This window comes from Maribacter sp. PR66 (assembly GCF_028464205.1).
In the GTDB taxonomy this organism is placed as follows: Bacteria; Bacteroidota; Bacteroidia; order Flavobacteriales; family Flavobacteriaceae; genus Maribacter; species Maribacter flavus.
Genome location: NZ_JAQPCH010000007.1, coordinates 124,259 through 143,650, shown reverse-complemented (window position 1 = coordinate 143,650; position 19,392 = coordinate 124,259). Strand labels below are relative to the sequence as shown.

15 protein-coding genes and 1 tRNA gene are annotated in these 19,392 nt (G+C 43.3%); 11 read left to right on the top strand and 5 right to left on the bottom strand.

The features are described from left to right. Nucleotides 1-16 precede the first annotated feature (16 nt). Nucleotides 17-1,333: a xylose isomerase gene (xylA, locus tag PP181_RS13220; protein ID WP_154918750.1), complete on the top strand. Its 1,317-nt coding sequence runs from the start codon at nt 17-19 to the stop codon at nt 1,331-1,333. 154 nt (nt 1,334-1,487) lie between these two features. Beyond that, nucleotides 1,488-2,504 carry a LacI family DNA-binding transcriptional regulator gene (locus tag PP181_RS13215; protein ID WP_272637473.1) on the top strand — a complete coding sequence of 339 codons (1,017 nt, stop codon included), beginning with the start codon at nt 1,488-1,490 and terminating at the stop codon, nt 2,502-2,504. Here the strand turns inward: PP181_RS13215 and PP181_RS13210 are convergent, their stop codons facing one another. Next, nucleotides 2,505-3,881 (bottom strand): Gfo/Idh/MocA family protein, encoded by a 1,377-nt coding sequence (locus PP181_RS13210; RefSeq protein WP_272637472.1) that lies wholly within the window; start codon nt 3,879-3,881, stop codon nt 2,505-2,507. 144 nt (nt 3,882-4,025) lie between these two features. Between PP181_RS13210 and PP181_RS13205 the strand changes: the two genes are divergently transcribed. The 5 genes from PP181_RS13205 to PP181_RS13185 all read left to right on the top strand — a co-directional run bounded on the left by PP181_RS13205 (nt 4,026) and on the right by PP181_RS13185 (nt 10,547). Beyond that, nucleotides 4,026-5,402: a sialate O-acetylesterase gene (locus PP181_RS13205; protein WP_272637471.1), complete on the top strand. Its 1,377-nt coding sequence runs from the start codon at nt 4,026-4,028 to the stop codon at nt 5,400-5,402. Between the two features lie 141 nt (nt 5,403-5,543). After that, complete coding sequence (locus PP181_RS13200) at nt 5,544-7,265, top strand: GMC family oxidoreductase (protein WP_125222756.1); 1,722 nt, start codon at nt 5,544-5,546, stop codon at nt 7,263-7,265. Between the two features lie 4 nt (nt 7,266-7,269). Then, on the top strand, nt 7,270-7,992 hold the full coding sequence (locus PP181_RS13195) for a gluconate 2-dehydrogenase subunit 3 family protein (RefSeq protein WP_272637470.1): 723 nt from the start codon (nt 7,270-7,272) through the stop codon (nt 7,990-7,992). A gap of 11 nt (nt 7,993-8,003) precedes the next feature. Then, nucleotides 8,004-8,822, top strand: coding sequence for a sugar phosphate isomerase/epimerase family protein (locus PP181_RS13190; RefSeq protein WP_154918755.1), 819 nt, complete (start codon nt 8,004-8,006; stop codon nt 8,820-8,822). Nucleotides 8,823-8,921: 99 nt separating this feature from the next. Next, entirely contained in the window at nt 8,922-10,547 is a 1,626-nt protein-coding gene (locus PP181_RS13185; RefSeq protein WP_272637469.1) for a sulfatase family protein, read from the top strand. Here PP181_RS13185 and PP181_RS13180 read toward each other — a convergent pair whose 3' ends face one another. From PP181_RS13180 to PP181_RS13170, 3 genes are all read right to left on the bottom strand, one after another. Then, complete coding sequence (locus PP181_RS13180) at nt 10,548-11,537, bottom strand: sugar phosphate isomerase/epimerase family protein (protein WP_272637468.1); 990 nt, start codon at nt 11,535-11,537, stop codon at nt 10,548-10,550. A gap of 38 nt (nt 11,538-11,575) precedes the next feature. Beyond that, on the bottom strand, nt 11,576-13,351 hold the full coding sequence (locus tag PP181_RS13175; protein ID WP_272637467.1) for an arylsulfatase: 1,776 nt from the start codon (nt 13,349-13,351) through the stop codon (nt 11,576-11,578). Nucleotides 13,352-13,413: 62 nt separating this feature from the next. Beyond that, the gene (locus PP181_RS13170) at nt 13,414-14,535 is read right to left on the bottom strand and encodes a glycoside hydrolase family 130 protein (protein ID WP_272637466.1); all 1,122 of its coding nucleotides are present in this window, start codon (nt 14,533-14,535) and stop codon (nt 13,414-13,416) included. 142 nt (nt 14,536-14,677) lie between these two features. Between PP181_RS13170 and PP181_RS13165 the strand changes: the two genes are divergently transcribed. From PP181_RS13165 to PP181_RS13155, 3 genes are all read left to right on the top strand, one after another. Further along, on the top strand, nt 14,678-15,391 hold the full coding sequence (locus tag PP181_RS13165) for a M15 family metallopeptidase (RefSeq protein WP_272637465.1): 714 nt from the start codon (nt 14,678-14,680) through the stop codon (nt 15,389-15,391). 20 nt (nt 15,392-15,411) lie between these two features. Then, a complete protein-coding gene (locus tag PP181_RS13160) occupies nt 15,412-16,326 on the top strand; it encodes an alpha/beta hydrolase (RefSeq protein WP_272637464.1) in 915 nt (304 codons plus the stop codon). A 339-nt stretch (nt 16,327-16,665) separates the two neighbouring features. Beyond that, nucleotides 16,666-16,739, top strand: a tRNA-Pro gene (locus tag PP181_RS13155). 505 nt (nt 16,740-17,244) lie between these two features. Here the strand turns inward: PP181_RS13155 and PP181_RS13150 are convergent. Beyond that, on the bottom strand, nt 17,245-18,045 hold the full coding sequence (locus PP181_RS13150; protein WP_272637463.1) for a membrane metalloprotease: 801 nt from the start codon (nt 18,043-18,045) through the stop codon (nt 17,245-17,247). Between the two features lie 363 nt (nt 18,046-18,408). On the opposite strand from PP181_RS13150, the gene PP181_RS13145 reads away from it, so the two are divergent. Beyond that, nucleotides 18,409-19,359, top strand: a complete 951-nt coding sequence (locus PP181_RS13145) for a DUF4382 domain-containing protein (protein WP_272637462.1) — start codon at nt 18,409-18,411, stop codon at nt 19,357-19,359. Nucleotides 19,360-19,392: the final 33 nt, after the last annotated feature.

The window sequence follows — 19,392 nt, the reverse complement described above, 5'->3', positions numbered from 1 at the left end:
TTATAAATCAGTAATAATGGCAGAAAAAGTATATTTCAAAGGAATTGATGCAATTAAATTTGAAGGCAAGGAATCTGATAATCCCTTGGCATTCAAATATTATAACCCTGAACAAGTGGTGGCGGGCAAAACGATGCGTGAGCATTTTAAATTTGCCATCGCCTATTGGCATACGTTCTGTGGACAAGGGTCTGACCCATTTGGTCCGGGAACACAGAATTTTGAATGGGACCAGTCTTCTGACCCTGTACAGGCGGCAAAGGACAAGGCAGATGCAGCCTTTGAGTTTTTTGAGAAAATTGGTTTCGATTATTTCTGTTTTCATGATTTTGACCTAATTCAAGAAGGTCCAACCTTTGCGGAGTCGGAAAAAAGATTGCATACCATTGTAGACTATATCAAGGAGAAGCAGAAGGCATCCGGTAAAAAATTGCTCTGGGGAACGGCCAACTGTTTTTCAAATCCACGTTATATGAACGGTGCGGCGACCAATCCCGAGTTCAATGTCGTTGCAAGGGCAGGTGCCCAAATTAAAATGGCCTTGGACGCTACCATGGAGCTAAATGGTGAAAACTACGTATTCTGGGGCGGTAGGGAAGGTTATATGTCGCTATTGAATTCCGATATGGGCCGAGAATTGGACCATATGGGTCAGTTTTTGACCATGTGTAGGGATTATGCCCGTGCCCAAGGGTTTAAAGGAAATTTCTTCATTGAGCCAAAGCCTATGGAGCCCATGAAACACCAATACGATTTTGATTCCGCTACCGCCATTGGTTTCCTAAGGGAGTATGGATTGGATAAGGATTTCAAGATCAATATAGAGGTAAACCACGCTACTTTGGCGCAGCATACCTTCCAACATGAATTGGCGGTTGCCGGAAAAGCAGGAATGCTGGGTAGTTTGGACGCCAATAGGGGCGATTACCAAAACGGATGGGATACGGACCAATTTCCAAACAATATCCTTGAAACTACTGAAGCCATGTTGGTATTCTTGGAAGCGGGAGGACTTCAAGGAGGCGGTATTAATTTTGATGCCAAAATCCGAAGAAACTCTACGGACCTGGAAGATATATTCCTTGCACATATTGGTGGTGCGGATACCTTCGCCCGTGCCTTGATAACCGCGGATAAAATAATTTCCTCCTCTGCTTATTCAAGCTTGAGAAAAAAACGGTATAGTTCTTTCGACTCAGGAAAGGGGAAGGAATTTGAGGAAGGCAAATTGGACTTGAAGGATTTGTACGAAATTGCCAAGGAGAACGGCGAGTTACCTTTGGTTAGTGGCAAACAAGAGCTTTTTGAAAATATTGTAAATCAGTATATTTAATCAAAGGATTTTTTTATCAAAAAGGTCTTGATATGCTTCAAGACCTTTTTGGTTTTAAGTAACAGTCTCGCTTAAAGCAAGCGAGGTGAGGATAGAGATATTCATTTGGTTCATGGCGCTAGCGCCATGGCATTCAAAATTTGATTATCGGACAATGAAGAAGATTACCCTAAAGAATATAGCGCAACATTTTGATGTTTCCATCTCTACGGTATCCAAGGCGGTCAACGACAGCCATGAAATTAGTAGGGATTTGAAGAAGCGTATACAGGAGTATGCCAAGGAACATCATTACAAACCTAATAAGCTGGCCTTAAATCTTCTGAACCGAAGTACCAAGACCATTGGGGTCATCGTTCCAAATATTTTGAACTACTTTTTTGTTCAAGTATTATATGGTATTGAAAAGGTGGCCAATGAAAATGGCTATAATATTATCAGTTGCATAAGTGATGAATCCCATGAAAAGGAGTCCAAAACCTTGGCGTTTTTGGATTCGGGAACGGTAGATGGTCTTATCATTTCTTTGGCTGAGGAAACCCAGGTGAAGGAACAAATCGAGGGGTTACGGGAAATAACGGAGAGTCAAATACCATTGGTGTTGTTCGATAGGGTATCCGAATTGATAGACTGCGATAAGGTAATCGTAGACGATTTTGAAGCAGGATATAAGACGACCAAATTCTTTTTGAACATAGGATGTAAAAACGTTGCTTTCGTTTCTCCCATTGGCAAATCGAGCGTAGGGAAGTTGCGGTTGGCTGGGTACAGAAAGGCCTTGGAAGAAGCGGGAATCAAGTTCGATGAAAAGTTGGTGGTCAATTTTACCGCCAAGGACGATCTTGATTTGCTCATGTCCTTCCTTTTGAACTACAAACCCATAGATGGTATTCTGGGCTTGGATGAAATTACGGCGGTAAAAATTTTGCACATCGTAAAATCCCGCGGTTATAATGTTCCTGGGGATGTGTCCATAGTAGGATTTACGAACGGTCAGTTGTCACAATACGTCACGCCTTCCTTGACCATGGTGAGTCAGCATGGAAAATTCATTGGCGAAAAGGCCGCAGAGCTATTGATCAAACGCATAAAGGAACCCAATAGACCATTTGAGACCAAAGTGGTCAAAACAAGCCTTTTGGTACGGGATTCTACCAAGAAACTTCAGTAATTACACGGTGTCCGGATGTGGATGTTCCCAATCCTCCCTATAGTCGCGCGTTAATCTGGCCGTAGCTTCTTCATCCCCCACAACGGTCCTGGTTTTGGGATCATACGTCAAAGGTCTTCCCAATTCCATGGATAGATTGGCCAAAATACAACTGGCGGTTGAGATATGTCCCTCTTCTATATCCGCTATAGGTTTGGTGCCATTTGCTATTGCTTCCAGAAAATCGATCATATGCCTTCGAGTAGCTGGCGCCGCATGCAATTCATTGTCCTTTTCCTCCAAATCTTCGGGATATTTCTCTTTCTCGTAAAGTACGTTGAAATGAATCGGTTCGCCGTTCTTGTAGGGGATATAATCGGCTTGCATGGTACTTCCTTTAAGTACGCCCTTTTCGCCATAGATTACGAAGGCCCAGGGATATTCCGGGTCCGCTGGGTTGCCCCAGCTTCTATGTTGCCAAACACAATTAAGGTCATCATATTCAAAAACTGCGGTCTGTGTATCGGCTATATTTGATTTTCCTTCTTTCTGTATGTAGATGCCGCCTTCTGAACTTATTTGTTTGGGCCATCCCAAATCTAACATCCATCGTACGGTGTCCAACATGTGTACGCACATGTCTCCCATAATGCCATTGCCGTATTCCATAAAAGTCCGCCACCATCTTCTATGTGGAATTCCGTCATAGGGTCTCCAAGGTGCTGGACCCGTCCACATTTCGTAATCCAAAAATTCCGGTACCGGTTGTAAGGGAGGGTTTCCGTTGGCCCTCATGTGATAATAGCAGCACATCTCCACATGGCCAATCTTGCCCAAAAGCCCCTTATCAACAATCTCCCTTTTGACATCGATCAAATGTGGGGTACTTTTTCTTTGGGTTCCAACTTGTACCACCCTGTTATATTTTCTGGCGGCAGCCACCATGGCCTCACCTTCCATTATATCCACGCTGATTGGTTTTTGGACATACACATGTGCCCCTGATTTTAGGGCTTCAATACACATTAAGGCATGCCAATGGTCTGGGGTCCCGATTAAAACAATGTCCAGTTTTTCTTTTTTGAGCATGTCCCGATAATCCGAATACATCTTTGGCTTTTTCCCGTTCTTTTGGCGTTGGGAAACCTGTTCCGCGACATCGTTAAGAAAATTCGAATCCACATCGCAAAGGGAAACCACTTCCACATTGGCAACTTGTATAAGTTTGAACAGATCACTGGTGCCATACCAACCGGTTCCGATAAGTGCTACTTTTTTTGGTTTTTCATCGGCAAAAAATTCGAATCCATAACTGCCCATGGAGGATAGGAGTAGGGAGGCGGCAGATGCACCTTTGATAAAATTCCGTCTACCTAAAAATTGGTTTTCAGTGGTCATAAATAGTTTCTTTAGAATGCTGGACTGTGAAAAAGTTTTGTGTAAGTTATCAGATAAAAACAAATAAACACATCATGTTGGCATAAAAATTACCTGAACCTTATTAAATATTTATATTTGATTGGTTTAAATTAACAATTTATCATGAGGCGACTGTTTTTACTATTTTTTGTTTGCTGTGTTTCTATTGCGAAGGCGGAAATTACCCTTCCAAGTATATTTTCAAGTAATATGGTCTTGCAACGGGAAGCTACCGTAGATTTTTTTGGGTGGGCCCATCCAGGTGAGGAATTTACAATTTCAACCGGTTGGGATTCCAAGGTACATTCCGTAAAAACGCCGATAACGGGCAAGTGGAAAGTATCCGTGGAAACATCCGGTGCAGGAGGACCTTATAAGATTGCCTTTAAAGGAGATTCCAATGAGATTCTACTCGATAATATTTTGATCGGGGAGGTGTGGCTATGTTCCGGGCAATCCAATATGGAATGGAGCGCCAATAGCGGATTGGACAATAAAGAGGAGGCCATAGCCAGTTCCAACAAACCTACGATAAGGCTCTTTACCGTAGAAAAAAGAACGGCCGATCATCCCCAGGACGATTTGGCCGGGACGTGGCAGGTTTGTTCACCAGAAACCATGCCCGAATTCAGTGCGGTGGCCTATTTTTTTGCCGAACGACTTCAGGAAGAAATGGACGTACCCATTGGATTGATAGACTCTTCATGGGGAGCTTCCTGTGCCGAAGTCTGGACACCGGAAGAGGAGTTCGATAAGAACCCAGCCCTACAGGAGGCCTACGAACTCATAAAGCCCAACCCTTGGGTGCCCATAGAAAAATCGATTTTGTACAATGCCATGATCGCTCCTTTAACGAGTTTTAAAATAAGCGGAACCCTCTGGTATCAAGGGGAATCCAATACGGCCAATGCCGAAAGCTATGAAAACACCTTTGGCACGCTTATAAATTCTTGGCGAGATAAGTGGGGGTATGATTTTCCATTCTATTATGTGCAAATAGCTCCTTATAAGTATGGAAGGGAATATGAAGGCGGCATCGTTCGTGATCAACAAAGGAGGACCTTGTCACTTCCCAACACGGGTATGACCATGACCAGTGATATTTGTACCGTGGACGATATCCATCCTAGAAATAAAAAGGATGTGGGCATCCGTTTGGCGAACATTGCCCTTAAACAACAGTATGATGTTTTGGATACAACTGTCTATGGACCTTTGTTCGATAAGGCCGAAGCTATCGGGGATAAAGTAATGGTTCATTTTTTACATAATGAAGGGCTTACCGTGAAAGGAAAAGACTTGGAGCATTTCGAGGTTTTATCATCGGATGGAACTTGGTATCCGGCGAAGGCGAAAATCAAAAATGGTATCGTAACCGTACAGGCAAAAGAGGCAAAGGAGCCAAAAATGGTTCGATATGCTTATAGAAGTACGGACATTCCAAATTTATTCAATTCGGTTGGTTTACCTGCGTCAACTTTTATAAGTGAGGAGCTTTAATTTAATTCATTGGTGTACGGGATTTTCAAGAAATGGAGTATAAAAACATCAGGATTCATGAATTTATACTTCCAAACAGAGAAATGGCTAATTAGATTTTGAATAATTCTATAAATTGTACTATAAACCAAATACCAAGTTATGCAGATAAAAGAATCCTCCGAAGTGTATGATGTAATTATTGTAGGCTCCGGGGCCGGTGGCGGAATGGCCACCAAACAATTGGCGGATGCAGGACTGAACGTAGCCGTTGTTGAAGCGGGTCCGTTTTTTGACCCAGCGGACCCAAAAACGATGACCCAGTTAAAATGGCCATACGATTCGCCAAGAAGAGGTGCCGGCACCGATCGGGCCTTTGGGGAATGGGATCAGTCTTGGGGCGATTGGGAAGTGGAAGGAGAGCCCTATACCCATGAGGAAGGAACCGAGTTTAAATGGTGGCGTGCCAGAATGCTTGGAGGACGTACCAATCACTGGGGGCGTATTTCACTTCGATTTGGACCAAAGGATTTTAAAGGGAAATCAAGGGACGGTCTTGGCGATGATTGGCCTATAGGGTATGAGGATATAAAACCTTATTATGACAAATTGGACAAGCTCATTGGGGTCTTTGGGACCAAGGAAGGCCGTGAGAACGATCCAGACGGTTTTTTTCTTCCTCCCCCAAAACCAAGGTTGCACGAATTGTTTTATATCAACGGGGCAAAGAAAACAGGTATTCCGGTGATACCTGGCCGACTTTCCATGTTGACCAAAAGAATCAATAACGAACGAGGCGTATGCTTCTATTGTGGCCAATGTGGACGCTCTTGTCAGGTCTATGCCGATTTCTCTGCGGGAAGTTGCCTCATCTTTCCGGCTCAAAAAAATGGAGGCAAGGTAAAACTCTTTGTCAATTGTATGGTGCGCGAAGTGACTACCAATGAGGAAGGCAAGGCGACTGGAGTTTCTTACATCAACAAGGAGGATAGAAAAGAATATAAATTAAAAGGTCGGGTCGTCGTTCTGGGTGCATCCGCCTGTAGTTCCGCTAGGATACTCCTAAATTCTAAAAGTAAACAGCATCCCAACGGACTTGGAAACAGTAGTGATGTTGTGGGCAGGTATTTACACGACTCTACGGGTGCCAGTGCTGCCGGCGTCATTCCAGGCCTATTAAACCGAAAAGTGTCCTACAACGAAGACGGGGTAGGAGGTATGCACGTCTATTCCCCATGGTGGGGAGACAACTCCAAGTTGGATTTTCCCCGCGGCTACCACATTGAGGTTTGGGGCGGAATGGGCCAACCCAATTACGGTTTCGGTTTTGATCCCAACGGCATGAACAAGTTTTTCGGATTAAAAGTGGGAGGATATGGCGATAGTTTACGGGACGACGTAAAGAAATACTACGGTTCGGTCATTGGATTTGGAGGTAGGGGGGAAGCCATCGCATTCAGGGAAAACCGATGCGAAATAGACCCCACCACCGTGGACAAATACGGTATCCCTGTACTGAAATTCAATTACAAGCACTCACAGTATGAAATCAATCAGGCCAAGCACATGCAGGATACCTTTGAAGAACTGATCCATAACATGGGCGGTATCCCCTTGAGCGAAAAACCCGGAAAGGACCAAAACTACGGCTTGTTGGCCCCTGGACAAATTATTCACGAGGTGGGCACTACACGTATGGGTGATGACCCAAAAACTTCAGTCACGAATAAATTTCAGCAATTGCACGACTGCGATAATGTGTTCATTGTAGATGCCGGACCCTTTGTTTCGCAAGCGGACAAAAATTGTACGTGGACCATCATGGCCTTATCTTGGAGGGCATCGGACTATATAATCGATCAACTAAAAAAGCAAAATATTTAATAAGATGGACAGAAGAAAGAGTTTACAGACCCTACTCCTTGGTGGGGCAGCAGCAGGGTCGGGACTGGTTTTCAATTCCTGTAAAACGGAAACTACGGAAGCCGTAGACCAGGCCATCACGGAAAGTAGCGATACATATTTTGGAAGGACCCCTGCAGAGCTGGAACGTTTGGAAAAACTACAGGCAGAGCAATTGTTCAACGAACATGAAATGGAAACCATTGCCGCTTTAAGCGTGGTTATCCTTCCGCCAAAAGAACCCCATGGCGGACCCATAGAGGCGGGAGTACCGGAGTTAGTCGAATTCATGGGCAAGGATATTCCGGAGATGGCCCCAACCTTGTTGGGCGGACTCATGTGGTTGGACCATAAGAGCAATACTGAGTTTGGAACCGAGTTTAAATCGGCCACCTTGGAGCAGAAAAAACAGATCTGTGATGCCATTTGCTGGCATGATACTGAGAAGCCATTATCCGAACAACCTTTGGAAATTCAATTCTTCTACATGATGCGGGGCTTGACGGTTACCGGTTACTACACCTCCAAAGTGGGCATAGCGGATTTGGGCTACAAGGGCAACCAGCCCAATGTCTGGGACGGTGTTCCGCAGGATGTGCTGGACCAACATGGCGTAGCGTATGACCCGGAATGGATTGCTAAATGCGTGGACCAAAGCAAGCGAAACGTCATTGCGGAATGGGACGATGAAGGAAACCTTCTAACCTAATTACAAAGAAAATGAAGAAGCTTTTAACGGTAATTGCTATTGGATGTATGGCGTTCGGCGCTAGCGCCCAGGAAGTCGGGTTGCAATTGTATAGCCTTAGAAACCAGTTTAAGGAAGATGTTCCCGGAACCCTAAAACTCATCAATTCATGGGGAATCTCAAAGATTGAAGGCGGCGGCACCTATGGAATGCCTTTAGAGGACTTTCAAGGACTATTAAAGGAGCATGATCTACAGGTTGTGAGCGTTGGAGCGGATTTCAATGATTTGGAAAAAAATGTGGACAAGGTCATCCAGAATGCCAAGGATTTCGGGGCTAAATATGTCATGTGCGCATGGGTTCCCCATGATGGGAACAATTGGGCCTTGGAAGAGACCAAACATGCCACGGATGTTTTCAATACGGCCGGAAAGCGCTTGAAGGAAGCGGGTTTGACCTTGGCCTATCATGCCCACGGCTATGAGTTTAGACCGTATGAGGACGGTACGTTCTTTGACTATATGGCCAAGAATGCGACCGATTTTACCTTTGAACTTGATGTGTATTGGGCGCAACATGGGGGTGCCGATCCGGTAGCGCTCATGAAAAAGTATCCTGGGAAAATGACTTTATTACATTTAAAGGACATGGAGCATGGTGTAAAGGGCAATAATACCGGCCATGAGGACGTAGAGACAAACGTCGTTTTGGGTGCCGGTCAAGTGGATATTGCCGGAGTGGTTGCCGAAGCCAAAAAACTGGGTCTGGAATACATGTTCATTGAGGACGAATCAAGCCGGGTGGTGGAGCAAGTTCCTCAAAGCCTAGAATTTTTGGAAAGCCTAAAATAGTTCAAAATCAATATATTGAGTCAAAGCCGTTCAATGGAAACTTTGAACGGCTTTTTGTTTGTAAAAATCATATATTTATAGGAATCTCGATTTAATTCTATGTCTCCTAAATATCTGATTACCCCATTACTAGCTTTTTTATTTTTTGGTTGTGCCGATAAGGAAAATGTCAATCGAACTATGGACTCCCATGACCTACCCAACATCGTTTGGCTGGTTGCCGAAGACCAATCCCCGGAATGGTTTCCCATGTATGGGGATTCCACGATATCCTTGCCAAATTTGGAGTCCCTTGCAGCCGATGGGGTGGTCTTTACCAATGCGGTAGCACCGGTTCCCGTGTGTGCCCCAGCCAGAAGCTCCATTATTACTGGCATGTATCCCACGACCTTGGGAACCCATAATATGAGAACACATAAACCCTGGGCGCCAATCAATGAGCCTCTATTGGATAGCTTGCCCAGCTACTCCCCTGTGGTGCCGGAGGGAGTGAAAATGTTTCCAGAATACCTACGAAAAATTGGTTATTACACCGCCAATGGTCCTAAGGAGGATTACAATTTTGAAAAGACCGATGCGGCTTGGGACGAGAGCAGCGGGGAACGCCATTGGAGAAAACGTAAAGAAGGTCAGCCATTTTTTACCGTGTTCAATTTTGCTGTGTGCCACGAGTCCCAAATTTGGAACAGGGGCCAGGATACACTTTTTGTCGATCCTCTGAATGTACAGGTGCCTCCTTATTTCCCGGATTCGGAGGTAATCAGACATGATTTGGCCGTGAATTATAGTAACCTGAAGCGTTTGGATGACCAGATTGGAGTGGTTTTGGAAGACTTGAAGGAAGACGGCCTGTATGAAAACACTATTATCTTTTTCTATGGTGACCATGGCGGACCCTTTCCCCGTCATAAAAGGGCATTGTACGATACCGGGGTAAAAGTACCCTTGATCATAAAATTCCCTAAAAATAAAAATGCTGGAAGCCATGATGACCGTTTGATAAGTTTTATAGATTATGCCCCAACACTACTTTCGCTAGCAGGCATTGAACCGCCAAAAGTGATGCAGGGCGTGGCACAATTTGGGAAGTATGAACTGGGGAAGAAACCAAAATACACTTTTCATACTTCGGATCGGTTTGATGAGATTTATGACCGATTGCGCGCCGTACGTAGCAGGCGTTATAAATACATTAAAAGTTACAATACGGAACTAAGTCACTCGTTGCCCGTTTCCTATCGCGAGCAAATGCCGATGATGCAAGCATTACGTAAACTTTATAACGAAGGAGCCTTGAACGAACAACAGGCAGCTTGGTTGCATCCCACCAAACCGGAAGAGGAATTGTACGATTTGCAAAACGACCCTTATGAACTGGACAACCTCGCAGGAAATCCCGATTTGCAAGATACGCTCATCTTCTACCGAAACATTTTAGATGAATGGATTAAGGATAGTAAGGATTTGGGCGGAATCCCGGAGCGGGAACTTATTGCCAAATGGCTCCCCGATGGAAAAGCAAAGCGTTTACCTCCCTTAGAAGTTGCCATGAATGATTACGTCGTCCAGTTGATTTCCCCGCAACCGGACGCTACGATTGTTTGGAAACTTCCCCAGGATTCCATTTGGAAGGTCTACGTAAAACCACTTTCCAAAGATTTGAATTTTGAGGCCAAAGCGGAACGGATCGGGTATCTGGATAGTGAGATTCTAAGAATGGAATAGTTAGTAATACCCCGCCTTCTGCAGAGCCGAACTCAAAACCAATACAGAATTTTCAAAACTCTTTTTTAGTAGGGTATCGGCATCCATGGAATCCCAATACCCTTTATTGAACAATTCTACTGAAAATCCGCCCCTAAATCCCGCTTCATACAGTTTTGGAACAATTGAATCGTACGGGCAAATGCCTTCCCCGGGCAAAACACGGTCGGCATCCGTCAATTTATCATACGTGGGTTCAGAGGGATAGTCGTTCATGTGCATTACGGGCAATTTGGCACCGTTGAGAACATCGATCGTATCCCATGAATTTCCACCGCGGTGCACGTGATAGAAATCCAACAGCAGGGACGCCTTGGGATGGCCTGTTTCTATGATAATCTGTGCACAGTCAGACACCTTGTGCAGGGCTCCCATGCCCCAAAGTTCTAGGACGGGAATCACCCCGGTTTCCGCTTCCAAATCGAGAATAGCGTGATAACGTTCCGCATATTCGCCCATATTAGAGGGTTCTAACTTGGAAATTCCCATAACGGGTGCCGCTATATGTTCTCCGCCCAATTCCTTAATGATGTTCATCTCCTTGCGGAGTTGTTCTAGGGCGTTCTTCCTTTTTTCAGGGTCATCACTGCACCATTCCGAAAAACCAATGATGTTTTCCAATCTCAGGTTACCGGCCTGCAATTTTTCCTTTAAAGTTTGCGTGGTGCCCCCTTTTTCCAAATAGGTCATGATATCCCGCATCCATAATTCAATTCCATCAAAACCGGCAGCGATTACCTTTTCAATCTGGACATCAACCGGAAGTTGGTATGCCATTAAGGTCGAGGTATTTAGGCTTACCCTAAACGGGAGCGAATGTTTGGGTTCCTGTGCACCCCAACCGACTTCTTGTGTAAAAGTATTGCCAAAGGCCCATCCCGATGAAGCCGAGACAGCGAATAGGGTACCTGTTTTCAATAGGTTTCTGCGGGAAATATTCTTGGTCGACATAAAAATGGTTTAAGTGAGCACAAAATAGAAAAAAGGATTCACTCTATGCGTTCAAATTGCAAAAGTCGGACATCCGGGCCTGTACTTTTTATTCGGTCTAGTTTTAAGACAAACGGCATTCTACCGGTATCCAATTCCATTTCGCCCATATTCCAAGGTTTAAAATCCTTTACATAGGATTCCATACGCTCCACCCGGTCGTTTTCCATGCCCCTAAGTGGAGGGTCATGTACTGCTGAAATTGTAGTCCTCATGGTATTTTTTCCTTGTTGTAGCATGATTTCGGCACCCGAATTTCCCTCGGGTATGGTATAATAGAGGGTAACTTGATAGCTTCCTTTTTTTAAGGTTTCTACATCCCAATAAATGGAATCCTTGGTTTGGGTCCAATTTGTAAAAAATGTGTTGTTGGGAAAACGGTTACTACGCTCAATGTCTCCTGTTGCCATTGCATCCCTGGCGGGTAGTTGGGTAAACTTGAAATCGGGATGGCCCAAGGTAAAGGGTCGGTCGTCCGTTTCCTTGGTGAGCGGTGGGTATTTTGACAGCCATTTCCTTTTTTGGAGTACCAGCGAATCCCGAATTTTGGGGAGTTTTTCGGCAATATCCAATTTTTGTCCGGGGTCGTTTACCATATCGTACAATCGGTTTTGATCATCCAAACGGTATTGTTGGGTCCTCAAACTGGTGCGCCCGGCCCAGTGATTGTAAATTATGCGGTCCTTGTAGTCCGAATTTGGCTCGAAAATCCACGGGGCCAAATTTATCCCATCGGCTTTAAATTCGGTATCGGTAATATCCAACAACCCCAATAGGGTAGGGGTGATATCGATGGACCCACCATTTCTGTCTACTTGAATACCCGGTTTGATATGGTCCTTCCATCGGATAAAAAAGGGCGTTTTAACAGCGCCTTCATCGGTAGCACCTTTCTTACCTCGCAATCCGCCGTTCCAGCGCCATCCATTGGGGCCATTGTCCGATAGATAAACCACTATCGTATTTTCTTCCAACCCAAGCGTTTTCAAATGTTCTGAAATCCGACCGACATTTGCATCGATATTTTCCACCATGGCCAAAGCGGCCCTTGTAAATTGAGTATCTTCCTCCTCTGGATTTTGGTAGGTCATGTTCAGTTCCTTGTCTTTAAATCGGTTCCAATACGTATCCGGAACCTGCATTGGACTGTGGGGCGTATTTAAAGGAAGATAGACAAAGAAGGGTTTATTTTTGTGGGTTTGAATAAAGGAAATGGCACGATCGGTTAGGTCATCTGCCAAGAAACCATTGCCTTGCACCAATTCACCATTGTGTTCCAACAGTGGACTAAAATAGTTGCCCCAGTGCCCCGAAGCAAATCCGTAAAACTCATCAAAACCCCTGGAGTTGGGATGATACGGAGGTTGCATACCGTTATGCCATTTTCCAAAGGCGGCGGTTTTATATCCATGGTTTTTTAATATTTCGGCAATCGTGGGTACACCAATGTCCATTCGCTCGCCGCCTGCCGAGGTATCATGCACCCCAAGTCGGGTAAAATAGTTTCCGGTCAAAAGTTCCGCTCGAGTAGGGGAGCAGACAGGTTGTACGAAGAAATTGGTAAAGGATACCCCTTTTTTGGCAATGGCATCGATATTGGGAGTGTTCAGATTGGTATTGCCATGAAAGCTCAAATCGCCCCACCCTTGGTCATCGGCCATGATTAAGACGATATTGGGTCTTCCTTCATCGCTTTTTTTTGCCTCTTGAATCCGTTCTTTGCAGGACCATAAGAGTCCGAAACAGCAATACCAGATAATAATAATTGGCCGCATACATCAATTTTTAATACTTACTCCTATCACCTAACCCCTAACCCCTAATCCCTAACTTCTATCTACTTCTTAATCGCCAATCCCACCATGGAATCTGCCGTCCCATAGTACAGAAACCATTGGTCCTTAAAATAGACCAATCCTTGTATAAAGGTAGTTCCAGCCTTGTATTGCCCGCTGACTTCATGGGGCAAGCTGGGGCAAATGAAAGGGGTTGCCAGTCGTTCTAGCATCTTGGTTGGGTTTTCTTTATCAAAGAGTACCTGCCCGCCACAATAGGTGCCTTCTGGATATTGGTCGGTTGCACCTTCGCCGGAAAGATTCTTTCCGTTGTACAACAACAAAATCCCATTTTCTGTATATAATGCCGGGGGTCCAGGTTCGGTCAGGTGACTATCGAATTCGTTCAAGGTCGGTTTAAATACATGAAGGAGTTCGCCATTTTCATCGAGTAGGGGTGTCCAGTCTATGCCGTTTTCACTTTCGGCAAGATTTACAAAAAGTTCTCCCCAATACATGAGGTATTTACCATTGAACTTTTTGGCGATTAAACGGCCATTGGTTAATTCCGTCACCACGGAACCCGACTTGCTCCAAACATCCAAGAATTTACCGTCGTAGGCCTTTTGAAATATGGGGCCATGGTTGGTCCAATTTTTCAAATCATCTGAAGACGCTACCGAAAGTCGGGCTACATCCTGATTCCAACTGGTGTAGTACATAAGATACGTGCCATCAGGCGTTTCTACGACCCTAGGGTCTTCCATGCCCCCCGGATAATCCCATTTCTTGAATGCGTCGTCCTGTGGAAAGAAAACCGGTTCCGGATATTTGGTGAAATCAATACCATTGGTACTATAGGCAAGCCCGATTCTTGAGGTGCGTCCGCCTAGAATGGCATCAGGGTTGTCCTCGGCCCGAAACAGGAGAAACACGGTATCGTTTTTTACAATGGCCCCTGGATTAAAGACATCGGCCTTTTGCCATCGGACCTCATTTTGGGTAATGGGGTCGGTAAATATGTAGGTGGAATCCGGTATCATGATCGGATTTTTTTCGACCTTTTCAAAACCTAACAGCCATTGGGAAGCGGGTTCTTCTCCAGTTGCCTCGGTTGCCTCGGATATGTTTTTGCAGGCTAAAAAAAGGATAAGGATACTAACGAGGGAAATTCTTGAATACATAATTTGGGTTTGATTTTTCACAAGCTTCAATTTACGCATAATTGCAAGAATCGGCACTAAAATTTAAAACCCTGTTTCTAAGGCGAGCAGCTTTTAGGAAGTTCCCTCAATTAGATGTAATTTAAGCGCAATAATTACAAGTATGAAATACGTTTTTGGAATGCTTTTCTGTCTATTTGTTGTTTCCTGTAAATCGGGAGATAAAAAGGAAAAAGAGTCAGCAATCCCCGAAAGAATACAGAAAAAGGAGAGCGTAATCGAGGAAGCACCAGTTCAGGAAATCCAACTAAAAAGATTTGATGGTCTGGCCGATACTACCTTTATAAGGCTGGCCGACTTCAGTAATGACTTTGCCTATGACATGCGCTATGCCACTGAAAATAACTTTTTAAAGGCTAAGGTGTATGAATGTGCCGAATGCTACACCCGGGTCAAAACCGCGAAGGCCCTAATTGCCGCTAATAAGGACTTTTTAAAGGAAGGTGTAAAAATAAAGTTCTACGATTGCTACCGGCCCAATTCCGTTCAGTACAAGATGTGGGAGATTGTTCCCAACCCACAATATGTGGCGAATCCGGTAAAGGGTTCCATTCATAATAAAGGAGGGGCAGTGGATATTACCTTGGTGGATATGGAGGGGAAGGAATTGAATATGGGAACCGATTTTGATTTTTTCGGGAAAAGGGCCTATCATGATACTACGGACCTTCCCCAAGAAATTTTGGACAATCGGAAATTTTTAAAGGAAACGATGGAAAAGCATGGCTTTTGGTCCATACGCACGGAATGGTGGCATTATAACCTCGCATCGGCATCCAACGAAAAAATAGCCGACTTTACCTGGGACTGTGAATAAATTGACTTAAAAAAATGGAAATGATCAAGAAGCTTTTTTATGGTGTTATAGTTCTAATTTGTATGACAATCTCCGCACAGGATACCATCATGCCCCTTTGGCCCAACGGAAAAATACCAAACCACGTTAAGAGCGAGGAGAAAGAGACTCATAGAGAAGAAGGTATTCTCATTATCAGTAAGGTGCAAGACCCCACTATTGAGGTGTATTTGCCTTCTGAGCGCAATGCCACGGGAGAAGCTATGTTGATATTTCCGGGTGGAGGTTATGGGGTTCTGGCCTATGACTGGGAAGGAACGGATATTGCGAAATTTTTAAATGGAAAAGGCATTGCCGGTATTGTGGTTAAGTACCGATTGCCTTCCGAGGTATCGCAAGTGGACAAGCACAATGTGCCTCTGATCGATGCCCAACGCGCCATACGTTTGGTGCGTAGTAAGGCCGAAAGTTGGAATATCAAATCGGATAAAATAGGAATTATAGGATTCTCAGCAGGAGGACATTTAGCTTCTACCTTAGGGACGCATTACAATGAAAAGGTGTATGAGCCTTTGGACACAGTGGATAAACTAAGTGCCAGACCGGATTTTATGGCTTTGGGGTATCCTGTAATCACTTTTGGAGGCAAGACCCACGGAGGGTCCAAGAAAAACTTGATTGGAGAAAACCCGTCCGAAGCTATGATCGGACACTTTTCCAATGAAAAACAAGTATCAGCCGAAACACCCCCTACCTTTTTGATGCATGCTACGGATGATGGGGCGGTTCCCGTTGAAAACAGTTTGTTGTTCTTTCAAGCCTTAAGGGATAACGGTGTCTCAGCTACCATGCATATTTACCCGAAAGGTGGCCATGGATTCTCCTTGGCAAAGAAAGATAATCACTTAAGGGGCTGGACGGAACGAATGTTCGAATGGATAGAAAGTCTACGATAGTTTACCCAAAATATGCAGTAGAAAATCTATTATGGCTCCAAACTACTGCAAACACACGCTTTTTGCTGTTTCTTAATTTCACCATAGCGGTGCTATGCTAAAATTAAGAAAACACTTGTGTTTATTGTATTTTGGACCCTCACAACGAAGTCCTAATGCATAATTTGGGTTTAAAATTTGCAAAAAGATAGGGAGTAATCTATTTTACTTTTTTATTTTTGCCATCCGAATTCGGGATGTAGCCCTTCGACTGCGCTCAGGATAAACTGCACTACAGGATGTTCTGGCAAGGTCTTAAAACTGCAAGCCAACCTAGGGTTGGTTTTTATATTGAAGTTTCGGGATGTAGCGCAGTCCGGTAGCGCACTCGGCTGGGGGTCGAGTGGTCGCAGGTTCAAATCCTGTCATCCCGACAAGCTAAAGCGATAAAGGTTTTCGTAGAGAGTTTACTTACTTAAGAAAACCTTTCGCATTTAGCTAAACTAAAGCGAAGCTTTAATTTGCAACAATAGCGGTGTAAAAGGATTCTCCAAAACTTTGCCGCTTTAGAAATAATAAAATTCCAACTTTTTTATTACCATCATTGGAGGTATAAAGGATTCTTTAAATCCAACTTTCTTGAAAAAAATCAAAGCTAAATTAGCTATGAGCGTGTTTTTGACTTGCCAAATCAATCTTTTGATTAGCCACTTTTTAAAATTTCAATTTTAAATAACTAATATATCCTAGGTATATTTCGTAAAATATAGAATTTACATTTAGGATGAGTATGAAAAATGTTGAAGCATTTAAAATAAGCTTATAGACAACCTAAAAAATAATATAGATTACTAATTATCTAAAAGTCGGCTGCGGATTGGCCTTAAAATAGGTTCATCTAAAGCCAAATATTTTTTATTGAATAGGATAATTGATTTATCACTTTCCACCATTTGCCTGCAAGTCCGAAATGCAAAGCGCATCCAGCGGTGGAATGGAACCTCCGGTCAACATGTTAAGCAATCCTTCTCCTGTTTCGGCTGTCCAGAACATGAGACAGTTTTCATTCGTACAATGCCTACCATGCTCGATATCTTGGTGATTTGTCTGCATGGTAGTTCCAGCATTTACTAACCCGAGTAAATGCCCCATCTCATGATTTACCACAACTGTTTCCAAAGTGGACAAACTGGGAGCCAAAGGTTGATTGCTAAATTCTCTTATGGTCTGCTCAAAAATTACAAATGAGGTATTACGATAAGCCACACCTAATACCGAACCGTTTTCGGTATTCTGGTCATACTCGCCGTCTATAAAGATACCGCTTACCGCAATCGTCCCTTTCTCATTGAATTTACTGCGATGCGTGTCCTCTAAATTTCTTATGTCCTGTATAGAATAAAATTCTTGGTCTACCTTTTCAATTTGTCGCAGAATAATTTCAATTCCTTTCGGCTTGTTCAACCGGGCTTCCAAGAATTCCTTAAAATTATCCAAAGTTGTAGAAGTTGGGTTCAGTTCGCCCACATACAATATTTCCAAAATCAACTTTTCAAAACTACGGGATGATAAAAGATCGTTCGCCGAATCCCCTACACTTTTTTTATTTACAGAAGTGTCCACTTCGATGGGGTTTCCATTCTCATCTTCAATAATTTCGGTGCTATTTCCTGTATCCTTTGAACAGGAAATAAGAACTGAGAATAATAGGAGAATAATTTTTAGACTTTTAGTTCCCATAGTTATTGAATTACTTGCTTGACAAACAAATAGTCGACATAAATAAAACGTGATTCATGTACTGAAATTGTATTTCTAAAACAATTCACAAAGGAAAAAGAAAGATGGCCGCTAATATTTATAGTGTTATTGGCACATATTGGCATCTTTCCTTATTGTGGATTTAGCTTGTCTAAAAAATTCTAATTCGAAAAGAGGAATTTTAGGCCCAAAATAGTTAAATGGCTTAACGGATTAAAAAACAAATGATTAAGTAGGTCGAATAGAGGTGTAAAGTTTACTTTCAAAAATTTTAACACTTTTTATATAGGGAAAATTCACTTTCGGATGTTATATAGGTACAAATCATAAAAATTAATAAATATGAAAAATCATTTAAAAATAGTAACGATCGCATTAACAACCATATTCCTCATGACTTCGTGCAGTAAGGATGATAATGGGGGTTCGGAGATGGGTGCTGAATCTTATGAAACTACTTTCAAGATTACTGATGCCCCAATCGATAACGCCAATGTTGAGGCGGTCTTTGTTACGGTTTCCGACATTAAGGTAGATGGTACCTCCTTAGAGGGTTTTAACAAAACAACCTTCGATTTGGCCGCCTTGGTCAATGGACAGACTAAAACTTTAGGAAACTTGCAGTTAGAAGCTGGTTCTTATTCCAATATTGAATTGGAGTTGGACTATGATATGGATGCCTCGGGGAATACCCCCGGCTGTTATGTAGAGATGGTCAATGGAGAAAAGGATAAACTGGAGGCCGCTTCCAACAAAATAAGTATCACTGATTCTTATGAAATATTTGCCTCCAATACCAATGAGATAATTATAGATTTTGACCTAAGAAAGACCATAAAGGAAGAACAGGGAACCGTATCCAATAATTTTGAATTTGTCACAATGGCAGAGCTGTCAGCAGGTATACGTACTCTTAACAAGGAAACTACGGGAATGATTTCCGGAATTGCCAACGATGTCCAAAATACCTCCGATAAAATTATTGTATATGCCTATGAGAAAGGAGCATTTAATGCCGAAGTGGAAACAAATGGGAAGGGAGATAGCAACGTAACTTTCGCAAATGCTGTTACCAGTTCTGAAGTAAGTGGACTGAACAATGAATACAGCCTGAATTTCTTGGCTGAAGGTGAATATGAGCTGGTCTTTGCCTCATATAAAGAGGAAGGTGACGTGGTTAGCTTTAACTCACTTTTGCAAGTGGAATCGACGACTGGACTTAATCTCGGGGCCCTCTCCGTAACTTCTGCTATTCAGCTAAGTGCCAATGTTACGATAACTGGTACGAAATAATCAAATTCAGTGTTTCATCATTTATTTTTTAGC